A 17,332-nucleotide genomic window follows, 5' to 3' on the forward strand; every position below is an offset into this window, starting at 1 on the left:
TTCCCTCTCCCTGTGGGAGAGGGTTAGGCTGAGGGCACCAGACCGCACGGTATCAGTTAAACGGTGCCTCTCCGTTCAACACCTTCTCAATCACATCCAGCACACCTTCCTCGTTATTATGCGGCGCTTCAAACCGCGCCACCGCTTTAATATGCGGTCTGGCATTCGCCATCGCGAAGCTGAACCCGGACTGACGCAACATCTCCACATCGTTGCCGCTGTCACCGAAGGCCACCACTTCACTGTCCTCTATGCCCCAGCGCTGTTGCAGGATCCGCAGGCCGTTGGCTTTGTGCACGCCGGGGATAATCAGGTCGATACTGCCGTGGCCGGTTGTCACGGGCACCATAATGTCGTTAAGCTTTTCATGCAGCATCGCCTGGATGCGCGGAATTTCATGGTCTGACACGTTCAGCCCAAACTTGAAGAAAATGTCGTTCAGGTTGTCGAAATCACTCACCATTTCGAGCCGGTGATAGTACTTCGCGGCGATATCCTTAAAGTTATCGTCATAGCATTTCAGCGTATAGGCGCTGTTTTTTCCGCAGGCGATAATCTCAATGCCCGGAACGTCGTTTAATACATTTGCGACGGTCTCGAAATGGGCTTTCGACAATTCACCGTTAAAGACATCCTCTCCGGCGCTCACGACCCAGCCGCCGTTCTCAGCGACGAACGCAATTTCATGGGCAATCTCCGGGAAAAAGGAGATCAGCTGGTAGTACTGGTTGCCGCTGGCGACCACGAAGCGAATGCCTTGCGCCTTCATGCGGGCGTACTGCGCCAGAAAGCGCGGGCGGTTATAGGTCTTGGCATCGCTCAGAAATGTGCCATCCATGTCGACGGCGATCAGTTTAACGCTCATATCCCTTCTCCAGTGTCGTTTGTTTCGTTTCCGGCTTTGCCACCGCGCGCGCCACCAGCGCAGCGATGATCACCAACCCTAACACCACCAGCATGGCGCTGCGCAGCCCGTAGTGTTCACCCAGGAAGCCGAGCAGCGGCGGCCCCACCAGGAAGGCGAGGTAGCCCGTTGTCGCCACCACGCTGACGCGCGTCGGGGCATCCGGCCCGGTGTCGCTGGCGGCGGAAATGGTCAGCGGGAAGCCGAGTGACGCCCCCAGTCCCCAGAGGATCACCGAGACGCCGGCAATCCAGTCCACGTCCACAAAGATAATCATCGCAATCCCCAGGCCGCCCAGCAGGGCGCTGGCGCGCACCACCGCCACGCGGCTGTAGCGGTCGATAAACCAGCCGCCGGTGAAGCGCCCGACGGTCATCCCCAGCGTAAACCCGGCGTAAATCAGCGAGCCGGAGGTCGGGCTAAAGCCGTGACCGTCCACCATCAGCAGCGGCAGCCAGTCGTTGGCGGAGCCTTCTGCAAACGCCATCGCCAGTACCACCACGCCGATCAGCATCAGCTGGAAATCGCGGTAGAAGGGGAGTCCTTTTTCGGCTGACGAGCGTTCGTCAGCAGAGTTTTTACCGGTGCCGTCCGGGATGGCCCGGATGCCGGTGAGGATCGGAATGATGCACACCAGCGCCGCCAGCAGGATATGCAGATTGGCGGTCACACCCGTGGCCGTCAGCGCCATTCCCACGCCCGCACCAGCCAGCGTACCGAGGCTATAGAAGCCATGCATCATGGGCAGCACGGTTTTGTTCATCTCACGCTCGACCGCCGCCCCTTCAACGTTGATGGCTACCTCCGCAGAACCGAAGCTGCCGCCAAATACCGTCAGCCCCAGCGCGAACAACACCGGCGAGGCAAACCACAGCGCGATGCTCAATACCACCATCCCGAACACCGCGCAGCACATGGTGGTGCGGATCACTGCTCGCGTACCAAAGCGCTTCACCAGCCATGCGGAACAGAGAATGCCGCTCATGGAACCGATCGACAGGCCGAACAGCACGATGCCCATCTCAGCCGTAGAGACAGACAAAATATCGCGAATGGCGGGCGTGCGCGTGGCCCAGGAGGCCATCAGCAGACCGGGAATAAAGAAGAACATAAACAGCGCCCACATGCGGAGCTGCAGGGTTTTACGGGGAGAGGTCAGCGTCATTGGGGTAGCACCAGAAGTACAACAATAGCGACAACACTAGCAAGTTTGTGTACATTTGTACACAAACCACGTGAGGAATTTATGAGCAGACCACCGAACGATCCGCATCGCCGGGAGAAGATCCTGCAGGCAACACTCGATACCATTGCCGAGCACGGTATTCACGCCGTCACGCACCGTAAAATCGCCGCCTGCGCGGGCGTGCCGCTGGGGTCGATGACCTACTATTTCGACGGTATGGAGCCACTGCTGGAGGAAGCGTTCACATGGTTTACGCAACAGATGTCGCAGCAGTATCGGGATTTCTTTGCGGGCGTCACCGGGCCTGAAATGGCGTGCGAGTCCATCACCACCCTGATCCACAGTTCGCAGGTGACGACGCCGCACAACATGGCGCTGATGTACCAGCTTTACGCCTTTATGCACCGCAGCGCGGCGCTCAAAACGGTGATGCAGGACTGGATGAAGATGAGCCAGACTACGCTGGAGCAGTGGTTCGATCCGGTTACCACCCGCGCGCTGGATGCGTTTATCGAAGGGATGACGCTGCACTATGTGACCGACCGGGCGCCGTTAACCCGCGATGAGATTCGGGCGATGGTGGGGAGGATTGCGGGGGAGGGAAACACTTAGACATCGCTCGTTAAGCCTGACATTACGTATTCTCACGTTTAGAAAAGCTGGATAACGGGCTTTGGTTATTCTTTGTTGGGGTTTATTTAAGGCAACAAAAAACCCATCAACCTTGAACCAAAACGGCGGGGTTGATGGGCTCCACAAATTGGGGACATCAAAGAAAAGCAGTGGCACTAGTTATGACTGCCCCCTGATAAAAAAGTTCTGCGCGTAACAAAAATTTTTTCATTACGCGCAAACTTCAGAGTTATCCGAGTCCTGGCCAGATGATGATGATCAGCGTACCTGCCAGCGTCAGCAGTACGTTGGCGATAGCGTAGGTGCCTGCATAGCCCAGCGCCGGGATGTTGCTGCGCGCGGTGTCGCTGATAATTTCCATGGCCGGCGCACAGGTACGCGCCCCCATCATTGCTCCGAAGAGCAGGGCGCGGTTCATGCGCAGCACGTAGGCACCAAACAGGAAGCAAATCACCACCGGCACCAGGCTGACGATAAGGCCGGAAACTAGCATCTGCCAGCCCACGGCACCCAGGCTGTGACCAATGCCGCTTCCGGCGCTTAAGCCGACACCCGCCATAAACACCATCAGACCGAACTCTTTCACCATGTTCAGCGCACCTTGCGGTATGTAGCCGAACGTTGGATGGTTCGCTCGCAGGAAGCCCAGCATGATCCCGGCAAACAGCAGACCGGCGGCGTTACCGATGCCGAAACTGAAGTTGCTGAACTGGAAGGTGATCATCCCGATCATCAGGCCCACAATAAAGAAGGCGCAGAAAGCCAGCAGGTCAGTGACCTGGCTGTGAATGGAGATAAAGCCAATGCGGTCGGCAACGGTTTTTACGCGTCGCGCGTCGCCGCTGACCTGCAAAACGTCGCCTTTGTTGAGCACGACGTTGTCGTCGATGGGCATCTCAATCTGGCTGCGGATGACGCGGTTAAGGAAGCAGCCGTGGTCGGTCAGCTTGAGCTGCGCCAGACGACGGCCAACGGCGTTATGGTTTTTAACCACGATCTCTTCGGTGACGATGCGCATGTCGAGCAGATCGCGGTCGAACACCTCTTTGCCGTTTCGGAAGCTTGGGTCGAGACGGGCGTGCGCGTCCGGGTAACCCACCAGCGCGATGTCGTCGCCCATCTGCAGCACCGCGTCACCGTCCGGGTTCGCCAGAATGCCGTTACGGCGGATACGTTCGATGTAGCACCCGGTCTGGCGGTAAATCCCCAGCTCGCGAAGATTTTTCCCGTCTGCCCATGCCACCAGCTCAGGTCCGACGCGGTAGGCGCGGATCACCGGGAGGTAGACTTTACGTTTGCTGTCGGTATCCAGCCCGCGCTCACGGGCGATTTGCTGGGCACTGGTCTGCAGATCCTGATGCTGCAGTTTTGGCAGATAGCGCGCGCCGACAATCAGGCTCACCAGACCAATCAGATAGGTCAGGGCATAGCCCAGGCTCAGGTGGTCGAGCGCGGTCGAAAGCTGTGCGCCAGCCATGCCCGAATGGCGCAGGGTATCGCCTGCACCCACCAGCACTGGCGTAGAGGTCATGGAACCTGCCAGCATACCGGCCGTTAACCCGATATCCCAGCCAAACAGCTTACCCAGCCCTAAGGCGATCAGCAGTGCGCTGCCGACCATCACCAGCGCCAGCATCAGATAATTTTTGCCGTCGCGGAAGAAAATCGAAAAAAAGTTCGGTCCTGCTTCCACGCCAACACAAAAAATAAACAACATGAAACCTAAGTTGAGCGCGTCCGTGTTAATGCTGAAGTGCTGTTGGCCTAATAATAAGGAGACGACTAAAACGCCAATGGAATTACCAAGTTGAACCGATCCCAGGCGCAATTTACCCAGGCAAAGACCCAGCGCCAGTACCACAAATAATAACAGGATGTAATTCCCATTTAACAAGTCTGCGACGTTTATATTCACGGAGGCTAACTTCTTGTTTACCAGTAAGTTGTTGAATGAAAGGACTTTTTGGGCTACTGTTTTCTGGGTCAGGGAAAGGCGTTAACGCTCCCTGTTTCCTGCTTTATTCCCTAAAACATTAGCTGGCGTGTAGTTTAATCGCATTAGCTACTGACAGCTACTGATTATCGCATCACCCTGTGCGTACTTTGGCAAGGATTGCCGCATTGCTTTATCTGACTGGGCGTCTACCCGACGAAAGTGTATTTGATAGAGATAAGTCAGGAGGATTGTTTGAATATGAAACGAAACTGGGCGGGGGTGATCAGCTGCTTTTTGCTGTTCACGGTCGTATGCATGTCGCTCGCATTTAATGTGAAGGGCGCATTCAGGGCGTCCGGGCATCCGGAGCTGGGGTTGCTCTTCTTCACGCTACCGGGAGCCGCCGCCAGTTTTCTCTCCCGTAAAGGGGAAGTGGTGAAACCGTTACTGGGGGCGATACTTGCAGCGCCATTATGTCTGCTGCTAATGCGCCTGCTGTATGTTTCAACGCGGAGTTTCTGGCAGGAGCTGGCGTGGTTGCTAAGTGCCATATTCTGGTGCGCCCTTGGCGCGCTCTGCTACCTATTTGTGCGCAGCCTGATTCAGCACCGACGGCACCACAAATAAAAACGCCCTCAGGGTGAGGGCGTCCTTTCATTACTGCTCGGCAAACAGGCCAAGATGTTCTTTGGCGTAGGCTTCAAAGTCGGTGCAACCGCCGATGTGTTTCTGATCGAGGAAGATCTGTGGGACGGTTTCAACCGGCTTACCGACTGTTTTTTCCAGATCGGCTTTGGTGATGCCTTCCGCGTGGATGTCCACATAGCGGAAATTGAAGTCATCGCGTTCTGCGGTCAGTTTCTCTGCCAGCTCTTTTGCGCGCACACAGTAAGGGCACCCTGGACGACCAAAAATTACTGCAAACATTTCTCTCTCCTCAAAAAACAAGCCTGACGGCGAATGACACGTATAGTGCCCCATAACCTGTCGTCATTAAAGAAGGTTTCGCCTGTCGTTATAATACCTATGAGCTATGTTTCGCCAATTACACCGAGCAGATCATTGCCTATACTGGCTGCCATACGTTTTAAGCAAGCAAAGAGAGAGAAGATGACACCCACGATTGACCTGCTCCTTTCCCATCGTTCCATTCGCCACTTCACCGATGAGCCGATCACCGAGGCGCAGCGTACCGCCATTATTAACAGCGCAAGGGCGACCTCCAGCTCCAGTTTCCTGCAGTGCAGCTCCATTATTCGCATTACCGACCCGGCGATGCGTGAACAGCTGGTGACGCTGACCGGCGGGCAGAAGCATGTGGCCCAGGCCGCCGAGTTCTGGGTATTTTGTGCCGACTTTAACCGCCATCTGCAGATTTGCCCTGAAGCGCAACTGGGGCTCGCCGAACAGCTGCTGCTGGGCGTCGTGGATACCGCGCTGATGGCGCAAAACGCCTTTACGGCGGCGGAATCGTTGGGACTAGGCGGGGTCTATATCGGCGGGTTGCGTAACAACATTGAAAGCGTCACCGAACTGCTGAAGCTGCCAAAACATGTACTGCCGCTGTTTGGCCTCTGCCTCGGCTGGCCGGCGGATAATCCGGACCTGAAACCGCGTATTCCTGCGGCAATGCTGGTGCACGAGAACCACTACCAGCCGGTCGATCGTGATGTCCTGAATCACTATGATGAAGAGCTGGCGAATTACTATCTGACGCGTGACAGCAATAACCGCCGCGATACCTGGAGCGACCACATTCGCCGCACCATCATTAAAGAAAATCGCCCGTTTATTCTCGATTATCTGCATAAACAGGGCTGGGCGACGCGATAGTCCATTCTGTATGATATGAAGGCTTTTTCCATGTCTTCAGAGAGGTGCAGGGTGAAAATTGCCATATTGTCCCGGGATGGAACGCTCTATTCATGTAAACGCCTGCGAGAAGCGGCGGCAAAACGCGGACATCAGGTTGAGATCCTTGACCCGATGTCCTGCTATATGAACATCGACCCCGCCGCTTCATCTATACACTACAAAGGCCGCAAGCTGCCGCATTTTGATGCGGTGATCCCGCGTATCGGCTCCCAGATCACCTATTATGGCACCGCCGCGCTGCGCCAGTTTGAGATGCTGGGCAGCTATCCGCTCAATGAATCCGTGGCCATTTCCCGCGCCCGCGACAAGTTGCGTTCGCTGCAGCTGCTCGCCCGTCAGGGGATCGATCTCCCCGTTACCGGAATAGCCCATTCGCCGGACGACACCAGCGATCTGATCGACATGGTGGGCGGCGCGCCTTTAGTGATCAAGCTGGTAGAAGGCACGCAGGGTATCGGCGTGGTGCTAGCGGAGACGCGGCAGGCTGCAGAAAGTGTGGTCGACGCCTTTCGGGGACTGAATGCGCACATACTGGTGCAGGAGTATATCGAAGAGGCGAAAGGGCGTGATATTCGCTGTTTCGTGGTCGGAAATGAAGTGGTGGCGGCCATTGAGCGTCAGGCCAAAGAGGGCGATTTCCGCTCTAACCTTCACCGCGGCGGCATAGCGAGAGTCGCTGATATTAGCGATCGCGAGCGGGACATTGCCGTAAAAGCCGCGCAAACGTTGGGGCTGGACGTGGCGGGCGTTGACCTCCTGCGGGCGACGCGCGGGCCGCTGGTCATGGAGGTAAATGCCTCACCGGGGCTGGAAGGCGTGGAAAAAACCACGGGGGTCGATATTGCAGGTAAAATGATCACATGGATCGAGCGTCATGCCACGCCGGGCTACTGTCTGAAAACGGGCGGTTAAATGGCATTGAACGCACTTTTTGCGTAATCTATGCGAAGTTTTTATTAGAGAGGCTGCACCGCGATGGATTTACAGGTCGTACCAACACTGGATACGTTACGTCAATGGCTCGATGATGCCGGTATTACGTTCTTTGAATGTGATTCCTGCCAGGCGCTGCATCTGCCTCATATGCAAAATTTCGACGGTATTTTTGATGCCAAAATCGATCTGATTAACGACGTGATCCTTTTCTCCGCGCTGGCCGAAGTGAAGCCGTCTGCGCTACTGGCGCTGGCCTCCGACCTGTCGGCCATCAATGCCAGTTCTTTGACGGTGAAAGCATTTCTCGATATACAGGATGATAATCTGCCAAAACTGGTCGTTTGCCAGTCTTTATTCTCCGGGGCAGGGCTCTCCTTTAAGCAGTTCGCCTGGTTTATGCGCTTGAGTGAAGAGCAAATTTCCATGGTCATGATGGAAGCCAATGCACACCATCTGCTGTATAGCGCGGAAGATGATGCAGAGAATAATGATGCATCTCCCAATTTTCTTCACTAAGGCTGCCTGACTTTTGCGCAGTCGCTGCCATGGCGGCTGCATAAGGCCATTTTTTCTGCTGCTTTTAACCTTTCTTTAAAGAATTTTTCACCTCCCCAAAGGCCGTTTCGGCTTATCACGTAGACTAAACCTGCATAAAAAATTGATAAAAGGCGTTTTTTCGTCTGGGCTATAGCCGGAGACACGGGCTACAGTTATTCTTGCGATGCTTCAAAAAGCGAGCGGATCCTGCCGGGTAAAGAGGTTTCTTTTTATTTTGAGCAGAGCGACAAACTATGCATGATTTTTGCATATATCCAGATTGCACAGTTTTAGTTCGTTTGTTAACGAGCTTTCAGAAGGAATAACACTATGATCGCCTTGAATAAAAAATGGTTATCGGGTCTGGTTGCGGGTGCTCTGATGGCCGTCTCTGCCGGCACGCTCGCTGCGGAACAAAAAACGCTGCACGTTTATAACTGGTCTGACTATATTGCGCCGGACACCGTGGCCAATTTTGAGAAAGAGACCGGCATTAAAGTGGTCTACGACGTTTTCGATTCCAACGAAGTGCTGGAAGGAAAACTGATGGCAGGCAGCACCGGGTTTGACCTGGTCGTGCCTTCCGCGAGCTTCCTGGAGCGTCAGCTGACCGCGGGTGTCTTCCAGCCACTGGACAAAAGCAAATTACCGAACTGGAAAAACCTCGATCCAGAAGTCCTGAAGCTGGTGGCTAAGCATGACCCGGATAACAAATACGCCATGCCTTACCTGTGGGCGACCACCGGTATCGGCTACAACGTGGATAAAGTCAAAGCGGCGCTGGGCCCGGACGTCAAGCTGGACAGCTGGGACGTGGTGCTGAAGCCGGAAAACCTTGAGAAGCTGAAAAGCTGCGGCGTCTCTTTCCTGGACGCGCCAGAAGAGATTTTTGCCACCGTGCTGAACTACCTGGGCAAAGATCCGAACAGCAACAAGGCGGATGACTACACCGGTCCGGCGACCGATCTGCTGCTGAAGCTGCGTCCAAACATTCGCTATTTCCACTCTTCCCAGTACATCAACGACCTGGCGAACGGTGACATCTGCGTTGCGATTGGCTGGGCAGGGGACGTGTGGCAGGCGGCGAACCGCGCGAAAGAGGCGAAAAACGGCGTGAATGTGTCCTACTTCATCCCGAAAGAGGGGGCGCTGGCCTTCTTCGACGTCTTCGCGATGCCAGCTGATGCGAAAAACAAAGACGAAGCGTATCAGTTCCTTAACTACCTGATGCGTCCGGACGTGATCGCCCACATCAGCGACCACGTTTATTACGCCAACGGTAACAAGGCTTCCGTGCCGCTGGTGAGTGAAGCGATCCGCAGTAATCCGGCAATTTATCCGCCAGCGGACGTGTTCGCCAAGCTCTTCACCCTGAAAGTACAGGATCCAAAAATTGATCGCGTACGTACCCGTGCGTGGACCAAGGTGAAAAGCGGTAAGTAACCCTTTTTCACAGGCCGGGCAAGCGAAGCGCCCCCGGCAACAGGCGCACCGTTCTGGTGCGCCTGCACCATGATTTGATTTCTGCCGGAGAGCACCCCGTGAATGACGCGATCCCCCGCCCGCAGGCGAAAGTCCGTAAAGCGCTGACCCCGCTTCTTGAAATTCGTAACCTCACCAAATCTTTCGATGGCCAGCATGCCGTGGACGACGTCAGCCTGACTATCTATAAAGGCGAAATATTCGCGCTACTGGGCGCATCGGGCTGTGGCAAATCAACCCTGCTGCGTATGTTAGCCGGTTTTGAACAACCCACGGCCGGGCAAATCATGCTTGATGGCGTGGATCTCTCCAGCGTGCCGCCGTACCAGCGCCCGATTAACATGATGTTCCAGTCCTACGCACTGTTCCCGCACATGACGGTGGAGCAGAACATCGCCTTTGGCCTGAAGCAGGATAAATTGCCAAAAGCCGAAATCACCGCGCGCGTGGCCGAGATGCTGAGTCTGGTCCACATGCAGGAGTTCGCGAAGCGTAAACCGCACCAGCTTTCAGGCGGCCAGCGCCAGCGCGTGGCGCTCGCCAGAAGCCTGGCAAAACGCCCGAAACTGCTGCTGCTCGACGAGCCGATGGGGGCCCTGGATAAAAAACTGCGTGACCGTATGCAGCTGGAAGTGGTGGATATTCTTGAGCGCGTCGGCGTGACCTGCGTAATGGTGACCCACGACCAGGAAGAAGCCATGACCATGGCCGGACGTATTGCGATCATGAACCGCGGGAAGTTTGTGCAAATTGGCGAGCCGGAGGAGATTTATGAGCATCCAACCACCCGCTACAGCGCCGAGTTCATCGGTTCGGTCAACGTCTTCGAAGGGCTACTGAAAGATCGTCAGGAGGATGGCCTGGTCATTGAATCGCCGGGTCTGCAGCATCCGCTCAAGGTCGATCCTGACAGCGCCGTGGTGGACAACGTGCCGGTCTACGTCGCGCTGCGTCCGGAGAAGATCATGCTCTGTGACGATCCGCCAGCCGATGGCTATAACTTCGCCGTGGGTGAAGTGGTGCACATTGCTTACCTGGGCGATTTGTCTATCTATCACGTGCGTCTGAAAAGCGGTCAGATGCTGAGCGCCCAGCTGCAAAACGAACATCGCTACCGCAAAGGTCAGCCGACCTGGGGCGACGAAGTGCGCCTGTGCTGGGATGCTGACAGTTGTGTCGTGCTGACGGTATAAGGAGCGGACAATGAGTACACTTGAACCTCCAGCCCGCGCAGCCAGCTGGCTGACGCGCCTTAAGATGAAGCACGGCCGCAAGCTGGTGATTGCCATGCCTTACGTGTGGCTGATCCTGCTGTTCCTGCTGCCATTCCTGATCGTTTTCAAGATCAGCCTGGCGGAGATGGCGCGGGCGATCCCGCCGTATACCGACCTGTGGGAGTGGGCAGACGGGCAGCTGACGCTGACCTTAAACCTCGGTAACTACCTGCAGCTCACCGAGGACCCGCTCTATATTGAAGCCTATCTGCAGTCGCTGCAGGTGGCGGCGATCTCGACGCTCTGCTGTCTGGTGATGGGCTACCCGCTGGCGTGGGCCGTGGCGCACAGTAAACCCTCGACGCGTAATATCCTCCTGCTGCTGGTGATTTTGCCGTCGTGGACCTCATTCCTGATCCGCGTTTACGCCTGGATGGGGATCCTGAAAAACAACGGCGTGTTGAATAACGTCCTGATGTGGCTTGGGGTTATCGATCAGCCGCTGACGATCCTGCACACCAACCTCGCGGTCTATATTGGCATTGTGTATGCCTATCTGCCGTTTATGGTTCTGCCGATCTATACGGCGCTGACGCGGATAGATTACTCGCTGGTGGAAGCCTCGCTTGACCTCGGTGCGCGTCCGCTGAAAACCTTCTTCAGCGTCATTGTCCCGTTGACCAAAGGCGGGATTATCGCCGGGTCGATGCTGGTCTTTATTCCGGCGGTAGGGGAGTTTGTGATCCCGGAGCTGCTCGGCGGGCCGGACAGCATCATGATTGGCCGCGTGCTGTGGCAGGAGTTCTTCAATAACCGCGACTGGCCGGTGGCGTCTGCGGTGGCGATTATCATGCTGCTGCTGTTGATCGTGCCGATCATGTGGTTCCACAAACATCAGCAGAAACAGATGGGAGACCACGGATGAATAACTTACCGGTAGTGCGCTCTCCGTGGCGAATTGCGATCCTGGCGATCGGCTTTACCTTCCTGTATGCGCCGATGCTGATGCTGGTGATCTACTCGTTCAACAGTTCCAAACTGGTGACGGTCTGGGCGGGCTGGTCGACGCGCTGGTACAGTGAGCTGTTCCAGGACGATGCAATGATGAGCGCGGTAGGGCTGAGCCTGACCATCGCCGCACTGGCGGCAACGATGGCCTCTGTTCTGGGCACCATCGCCGCGCTGGTGATGGTGCGTTTCGGCCGTTTTCGCGGTTCGAACGGCTTCGCCTTTATGATCACCGCGCCGTTGGTCATGCCGGACGTGATTACCGGCCTTGCGCTGCTGCTGCTGTTCGTGGCGCTGGCGCATGCCATTGGCTGGCCGGCGGATCGCGGCATGCTCACCATCTGGCTGGCGCACGTCACGTTCTGTACCGCCTATGTCGCCGTGGTGATCTCCTCGCGTCTGCGCGAGCTGGATCGCTCGATAGAAGAGGCGGCGATGGATCTCGGCGCGACCCCGCTGAAGGTCTTTTTCATCATTACCCTGCCGATGATCATGCCGGCGGTGATCTCCGGCTGGCTGCTGGCATTTACCCTCTCGCTCGACGATCTGGTGATCGCCAGCTTTGTCTCCGGCCCGGGGGCGACAACGCTGCCGATGCTGGTCTTCTCCAGCGTGCGCATGGGGGTTAACCCGGAGATCAACGCCCTGGCCTCTATCATCCTCGGCGTGGTCGGAATTGTCGGATTTATCGCCTGGTATTTGATGGCGCGCGCGGAAAAACAGCGCGTGCGTGATATCCAGCGTGCAAGACGCGGCTGAAGCATTTAAAATTTCCAGTGATGTGCCGCGTATCACGCGGCACTGTTTTTCAGGGAAGTAAAACATTGGGATTATTAAAAAAATCACGGCTTACGCACGCTCGTCCTAACGTTCCTGCGCTGGTACAGGTGGCGGCGCTCGCCATTATTATGATCCGCTGCCTGGACGTGCTGATGATTCTGAATACCCTGGGCGTGCGCGGTATCGGTGAATTCATTCACCGCAGCGTGCAGACGTGGAATCTGACGCTGGTTTTTCTGAGCAGCCTGGTGCTGGTGTTCATTGAGATCTACTGTGCGTTTTCGCTGGTCAAAGGGCGCAACTGGGCGCGCTGGGTCTATCTGCTGACGCAGGTGACCGCCGCCAGCTACCTGTGGGCCGCCTCGCTGGGGTATGGCTATCCCGAACTGTTCAGCATTGCGGGCGGATCAAAACGCGAGATTTTGCACGCGCTGTTTTTGCAAAAACTGCCGGATATGCTGGTGCTGTTCTTCCTGTTCGTGCCTGCGTCCAGTCGACGGTTCTTCCAGTTGCAATAATGTGTATAATCGCAGCCCCCGTTATTCTTAAGGTTTTCATATGCAGTGCGCACTCTATGACGCCGGACGCTGCCGCTCCTGTCAGTGGATAGAACAGCCGGTCTCTCAACAACTCACCGCCAAGATGGCCGACCTGCAACAGCTGCTGGCTGAACACGCGGTGGGGGAGTGGTGCGCACCCATCAGCGGACCGGAGCAGGGCTTTCGCAACAAAGCCAAAATGGTGGTCAGCGGCAGCGTCGAAAAACCGCTGCTGGGGATGCTGCACCGCGACGGCACGCCGGAAGATTTAACCGACTGCCCGCTGTATCCCGCGTCGTTTGAACCCGTCTTTGCCGCACTCAAACCGTTTATTGCGCGGGCAGGGTTAACGCCCTACCACGTCGCCCGCAAGCGCGGCGAGCTGAAATATCTCCTGCTGACGGAAAGCCAGCTAGACGGCGGCATGATGCTGCGTTTTGTGCTGCGCTCGGAAGCGAAGCTGGCGCAGCTTCGCGCGGCGCTGCCGTGGCTGCAGGCGCAACTGCCGCAGCTTAAGGTCATTACGGCAAACATACAGCCGGTGCACATGGCGATTATGGAAGGGGAGAAAGAGATCTTCTTCACCGAACAGCCTGCGCTGGCCGAAAATTTCAACGGCGTACCGCTGTGGATCCGCCCGCAAAGCTTCTTCCAGACCAACCCGACCGTGGCGAGTGCGTTGTATGCCACCGCCCGTGACTGGGTTCGGGCGTTAAACATTCATCATATGTGGGATCTGTTCTGCGGCGTGGGCGGTTTCGGCCTGCACTGCGCCACGCCTGAAATGCAGCTGACCGGGATTGAGATCTCGGCCGAAGCGATTGCCTGCGCGAAACAGTCCGCCGCCGGGCTGGGGTTAACGAATCTCCACTTCCAGGCGCTTGACTCTACCCAGTTCGCCACCGGCCAGGGCAATGTGCCGGAACTGGTGCTGGTCAACCCGCCGCGACGGGGCATCGGAAACGCACTCTGCGATTACCTGAGCCAGATGGCACCGGATTACATCGTCTACTCCAGCTGCAATGCGCAGACCATGGCGAAAGATATCGCCAGCCTGCCGGGCTACCGCATTGAACGCGTTAAGCTTTTCGATATGTTCCCGCATACCGCGCATTACGAAGTGTTGACGTTGTTAACCCGTAGGCCGGGTAAGGCGTAGCCGCCACCTGGCATGAACCCCGCACAATGTTCAACAAAATGTGAACTCTTCCCCCGCTCGAAATCAGGTAAGCTTACGTCATAAGAAATGATTGAAGGCTTACCCATGAAGCACATCCTGCTGGTGGAAGACGACCACGATATCGCGGCACTTCTGCGACTCAATTTAGAAGACGAAGGCTACGCCATCACCCACGAGCCCGACGGGGGCAACGCCCTGCAGCGCCTGGAAAAACAGCCGTGGGATGCGGTGATCCTCGACCTGATGCTCCCGAACGTTGACGGGCTGGAGATTTGCCGACGCATCCGTCAGATGACGCGCTACCTGCCGGTCATCATCATCAGCGCCCGCAGCAGCGAAACCGACCGCATTACCGGGCTGGAAACCGGTGCCGATGACTATCTGGCTAAGCCGTTTTCGGTGCAGGAGCTGATTGCCCGCATTAAAGCGCTGTTCCGCCGTCAGCAGGCGATGGGGCAGGCACAAACGGACGGGCAAATTCAGGCGCACGGTTTGACGATCGATCCGCTGGCGCGCAGCGTCCTGCTCCACGGACAGGTGGTGGATCTCACCCCGCGCGAATTCGAACTGCTTTACTTCTTTGCCCGTCATCCTGGCGAAGTGTTTTCCCGTCTGGCGCTGCTGGAGCAGGTCTGGGGTTATCAGCACGAAGGCTATGAGCATACCGTCAACACCCATATCAACCGCCTGCGCATCAAGATTGAGAAGGATGCTGCCGAGCCGGAAATCGTTCGCACCGTCTGGGGTAAGGGATACAAATTTGCGGAGCCAACGCCTGATGCGTCGCTTTAGCCTCAGCCAGCGCCTGACGCTGCTGTTCATTCTGCTGATGATGCTCTGCGCCACCGTCGCCTGCGCGGTACAGCTCTACACCAGTACGCAATACGGCAACGCCATGGTGCAGCGGTTGTCGGGCGGACTGGCGCAGCAGATCGTCCAGCGGGAACCGATTCTCGACGCGCAGGGCAGGGTTGACCGCAGTTCGCTGAAGCCGCTCTTTGACCGTCTGATGACCTTTAATCCGAGCGTGGAGCTCTATGTTGTCTCACCCGACGGCGACATCCTGGCCGATGCCGCCCCGCCGGGCCATATTCAGCGGCAAAAAATCGATCTGGCACCGGTTCAGACCTTCCTGAGCGGCACCGCCATCCCGGTACTCGGCGACGATCCGCGCAGCAAGAACAAAAAAGTCTTCAGCGCCACGCCGCTGCGTCAGGACGGCGAGCTTAAGGGCTACCTGTACATTATTTTGCAGGGCGAGGAGTCGAATGCGCTGGCGGACATGGCCTGGCATAAGGCGCTGTGGAGCACGGTGCTCTGGTCATTGCTGTGGGTTGCACTGTTCGGCCTGCTGGCGGGATTACTGGTCTGGTACTGGGTGACGCGTCCGGTTAAACGCCTGACGGAAGAGGTCACCGGGCTTGAGCAGGACAGCATTAGCGCAATCAGGCTGCTGGCAGCAGAGCCGCCGGACGTCGCGGCCAATGACGAAGTGGCACGCCTGCGCAACAGTTTTATCGAGCTGGCGCGCAAAATCACCCGCCAGTGGGATCAGCTGGCCGACAGCGATCGCCAGCGCCGGGAGTTTATCGCCAATATTTCGCACGATCTCCGCACGCCGCTGACCTCTCTGCTGGGTTATCTGGAAACGCTATCGCTGAAATCCACCACGCTGACGCCTCAGGAGCACCAGCAATATCTCGCCACCGCCCTGCGTCAGGGGCAAAAGGTACGCCATCTTTCCCAGCAGTTGTTTGAGCTGGCGCGTCTTGAACATGGCGGCATTAAACCGCAGCGCGAGCGTTTCGCGATGGGGGAGCTGATTTCCGACGTGGCGCAGAAGTTTGAGCTCACTGCCCGCACGCGAGAGGTCAATCTGCATATTGACGTGCCTGGGCCGTTGCCGCTGGTCAATGCCGATGTATCAATGATCGAGCGCGTGGTGACCAATTTGCTGGATAACGCAATGCGTCATACGCCGACCGGCGGGGAAATTCGTCTGGCGGTCTGGCAGGAGAATGAACAGCTTCAGGTCGAAGTGGCTGACAGCGGTACGGGCGTGGATGCGTCGCTGCGCGACGATCTGTTCCAGCGGCCTTCGGCGTTGAACACTCAGGCCTCGCGGGAGAACCGCGGCGGGTTAGGGCTGTTAATCGTCAAACGGATGCTGGAGCTGCACGGCGGTGGAATACGGCTGATGGAGTCGGTGAGTGGGGCACGATTCAGGTTCTTTGTGCCGTTGTGAGAATTGCCGGGTGGCGCTGTGCTTATCCGGCCTACAAAACCCCCCTCGTAGGCCGGGTAAGGCGAAGCCGTCACCCGGCAAAACACCTTACTGCGGGAACCACTGCTCGCTGATTTTCTGGTACGTACCGTCAGCTTTAATCGCTTTCAGCGCGCCGTTCAGTTTTGCAAGCAAGGCTTTGTTATCCGGACGTACCGCGATGCCGAGGCCGGTACCGAAGTACTGTGGATCGGTCACTTTCTCGGTCGCCGTGCCCAGCTGCGGGTTGGTTTTCAGCCACTCGTTGACCACGGCGGTATCGCCGAAGACGCCATCAATACGGCCATTTTTCAGGTCGATAATCGCATTCTGATAGCTGTCATAGGCCACGGTTTTCACTTCAGGATGTTTGTCCTGCAGGTATTTCTGGTGCGTGGTGCCGTTTTCCATCCCGATGCGTTTGCCTTTCAGCTCGTCGAAGGACTTATACGCCCCTTTCTTCGCAATCACTACCGCCGAGTTGGCGTAGTACGGGTCGGTGAACGCTACCTGCTTGCTGCGCTCTGGGGTGATGTCCATTCCGGAGATTACCGCATCGTATTTTTTGAACTTCAGCGATGGGATCAGGCTGTCAAAGGCGTGGTTGGTAAAGGTGCAGTCGGCCTGCATCTGTTTGCACAGCGCTTTCGCCAGGTCGATATCGAAACCGACGATCTGGTTGCTGGCATCCAGCGATTCAAACGGCGGATAGGTGGCGGACACGCCAAAATTGATTTTATCCGCTGCGGATGCGCCTGCGGCGAACGTTGCCAGTAATGCGGCCAGAACTAACTTTTTCATGGTAATGCTCCCGTCTGTCTTATTGATGCGCCGTGTCTGCGGCCTGGATGTACAATGC

18 protein-coding genes are annotated in these 17,332 nt (G+C 56.7%); 13 read left to right on the forward strand and 5 right to left on the reverse strand.

Annotated features, from left to right (window positions below; genetic code table 11):
• Nucleotides 1-52: 52 nt before the first annotated feature.
• Nucleotides 53-865, reverse strand: a complete 813-nt coding sequence (locus tag L383_RS21030; RefSeq protein ID WP_014883145.1) for a Cof-type HAD-IIB family hydrolase — start codon at nucleotides 863-865, stop codon at nucleotides 53-55.
• Nucleotides 855-2,069: an MFS transporter gene (locus tag L383_RS21025; RefSeq protein ID WP_014883146.1), complete on the reverse strand. Its 1,215-nt coding sequence runs from the start codon at nucleotides 2,067-2,069 to the stop codon at nucleotides 855-857. Before L383_RS21025 ends, L383_RS21030 begins: the two co-directional genes overlap by 11 nt.
• An 81-nt stretch (nucleotides 2,070-2,150) precedes the next feature.
• Here L383_RS21025 and L383_RS21020 point away from each other — a divergent pair, with 81 nt between their 5' ends.
• Nucleotides 2,151-2,702 carry a TetR/AcrR family transcriptional regulator gene (locus L383_RS21020; protein ID WP_023332500.1) on the forward strand — a complete coding sequence of 184 codons (552 nt, stop codon included), beginning with the start codon at nucleotides 2,151-2,153 and terminating at the stop codon, nucleotides 2,700-2,702.
• Nucleotides 2,703-2,952: 250 nt separating this feature from the next.
• On the opposite strand, the gene L383_RS21015 is transcribed toward L383_RS21020, so the two are convergent.
• On the reverse strand, nucleotides 2,953-4,638 hold the full coding sequence (locus L383_RS21015) for an aspartate:alanine antiporter (protein ID WP_014169303.1): 1,686 nt from the start codon (nucleotides 4,636-4,638) through the stop codon (nucleotides 2,953-2,955).
• 279 nt (nucleotides 4,639-4,917) lie between these two features.
• On the opposite strand from L383_RS21015, the gene L383_RS21010 reads away from it, so the two are divergent.
• Nucleotides 4,918-5,286, forward strand: a complete 369-nt coding sequence (locus L383_RS21010) for an inner membrane protein YbjM (protein WP_014883148.1) — start codon at nucleotides 4,918-4,920, stop codon at nucleotides 5,284-5,286.
• A gap of 30 nt (nucleotides 5,287-5,316) precedes the next feature.
• Here the strand turns inward: L383_RS21010 and L383_RS21005 are convergent, their stop codons facing one another.
• On the reverse strand, nucleotides 5,317-5,586 hold the full coding sequence (locus tag L383_RS21005) for a GrxA family glutaredoxin (RefSeq protein WP_014883149.1): 270 nt from the start codon (nucleotides 5,584-5,586) through the stop codon (nucleotides 5,317-5,319).
• A gap of 183 nt (nucleotides 5,587-5,769) precedes the next feature.
• Between L383_RS21005 and nfsA the strand changes: the two genes are divergently transcribed.
• The 11 genes from nfsA (at nucleotide 5,770) to L383_RS20950 (ending at nucleotide 16,455) form a co-directional block, all read left to right on the forward strand.
• A complete protein-coding gene (gene nfsA, locus L383_RS21000) occupies nucleotides 5,770-6,492 on the forward strand; it encodes a nitroreductase NfsA (protein ID WP_014883150.1) in 723 nt (240 codons plus the stop codon).
• A gap of 51 nt (nucleotides 6,493-6,543) precedes the next feature.
• Nucleotides 6,544-7,446, forward strand: a complete 903-nt coding sequence (gene rimK / locus L383_RS20995) for a 30S ribosomal protein S6--L-glutamate ligase (protein ID WP_032628797.1) — start codon at nucleotides 6,544-6,546, stop codon at nucleotides 7,444-7,446.
• A 63-nt stretch (nucleotides 7,447-7,509) separates the two neighbouring features.
• The gene (locus tag L383_RS20990; RefSeq protein WP_003858385.1) at nucleotides 7,510-7,986 is read left to right on the forward strand and encodes a YbjN domain-containing protein; all 477 of its coding nucleotides are present in this window, start codon (nucleotides 7,510-7,512) and stop codon (nucleotides 7,984-7,986) included.
• Between the two features lie 351 nt (nucleotides 7,987-8,337).
• Nucleotides 8,338-9,450 (forward strand): spermidine/putrescine ABC transporter substrate-binding protein PotF, encoded by a 1,113-nt coding sequence (gene potF / locus L383_RS20985; RefSeq protein WP_014883152.1) that lies wholly within the window; start codon nucleotides 8,338-8,340, stop codon nucleotides 9,448-9,450.
• Nucleotides 9,451-9,548: 98 nt separating this feature from the next.
• On the forward strand, nucleotides 9,549-10,682 hold the full coding sequence (gene potG, locus L383_RS20980) for a putrescine ABC transporter ATP-binding subunit PotG (protein ID WP_023332502.1): 1,134 nt from the start codon (nucleotides 9,549-9,551) through the stop codon (nucleotides 10,680-10,682).
• Between the two features lie 10 nt (nucleotides 10,683-10,692).
• Nucleotides 10,693-11,628, forward strand: coding sequence for a putrescine ABC transporter permease PotH (gene potH / locus L383_RS20975; RefSeq protein WP_014883154.1), 936 nt, complete (start codon nucleotides 10,693-10,695; stop codon nucleotides 11,626-11,628).
• Nucleotides 11,625-12,470: a putrescine ABC transporter permease PotI gene (gene potI, locus L383_RS20970; protein ID WP_023332503.1), complete on the forward strand. Its 846-nt coding sequence runs from the start codon at nucleotides 11,625-11,627 to the stop codon at nucleotides 12,468-12,470. The genes potH and potI overlap by 4 nt, the downstream gene beginning before the upstream one ends.
• Nucleotides 12,471-12,490: 20 nt before the next feature.
• Nucleotides 12,491-13,009, forward strand: a complete 519-nt coding sequence (locus tag L383_RS20965) for a YbjO family protein (RefSeq protein WP_045134203.1) — start codon at nucleotides 12,491-12,493, stop codon at nucleotides 13,007-13,009.
• A 40-nt stretch (nucleotides 13,010-13,049) separates the two neighbouring features.
• Entirely contained in the window at nucleotides 13,050-14,189 is a 1,140-nt protein-coding gene (gene rlmC / locus L383_RS20960) for a 23S rRNA (uracil(747)-C(5))-methyltransferase RlmC (protein ID WP_023332504.1), read from the forward strand.
• A gap of 105 nt (nucleotides 14,190-14,294) precedes the next feature.
• The gene (locus tag L383_RS20955; protein WP_023332505.1) at nucleotides 14,295-15,002 is read left to right on the forward strand and encodes a response regulator transcription factor; all 708 of its coding nucleotides are present in this window, start codon (nucleotides 14,295-14,297) and stop codon (nucleotides 15,000-15,002) included.
• Nucleotides 14,986-16,455 (forward strand): sensor histidine kinase, encoded by a 1,470-nt coding sequence (locus L383_RS20950; protein ID WP_032629185.1) that lies wholly within the window; start codon nucleotides 14,986-14,988, stop codon nucleotides 16,453-16,455. Before L383_RS20955 ends, L383_RS20950 begins: the two co-directional genes overlap by 17 nt.
• A gap of 87 nt (nucleotides 16,456-16,542) precedes the next feature.
• Here the strand turns inward: L383_RS20950 and artJ are convergent, their stop codons facing one another.
• Nucleotides 16,543-17,274: an arginine ABC transporter substrate-binding protein ArtJ gene (gene artJ, locus L383_RS20945; protein ID WP_014883160.1), complete on the reverse strand. Its 732-nt coding sequence runs from the start codon at nucleotides 17,272-17,274 to the stop codon at nucleotides 16,543-16,545.
• Nucleotides 17,275-17,332: the final 58 nt, after the last annotated feature.

Origin of the sequence: Enterobacter sp. MGH 37, from assembly GCF_000534515.1 — a bacterium.
Lineage (GTDB): Bacteria > Pseudomonadota > Gammaproteobacteria > Enterobacterales > Enterobacteriaceae > Enterobacter > Enterobacter kobei.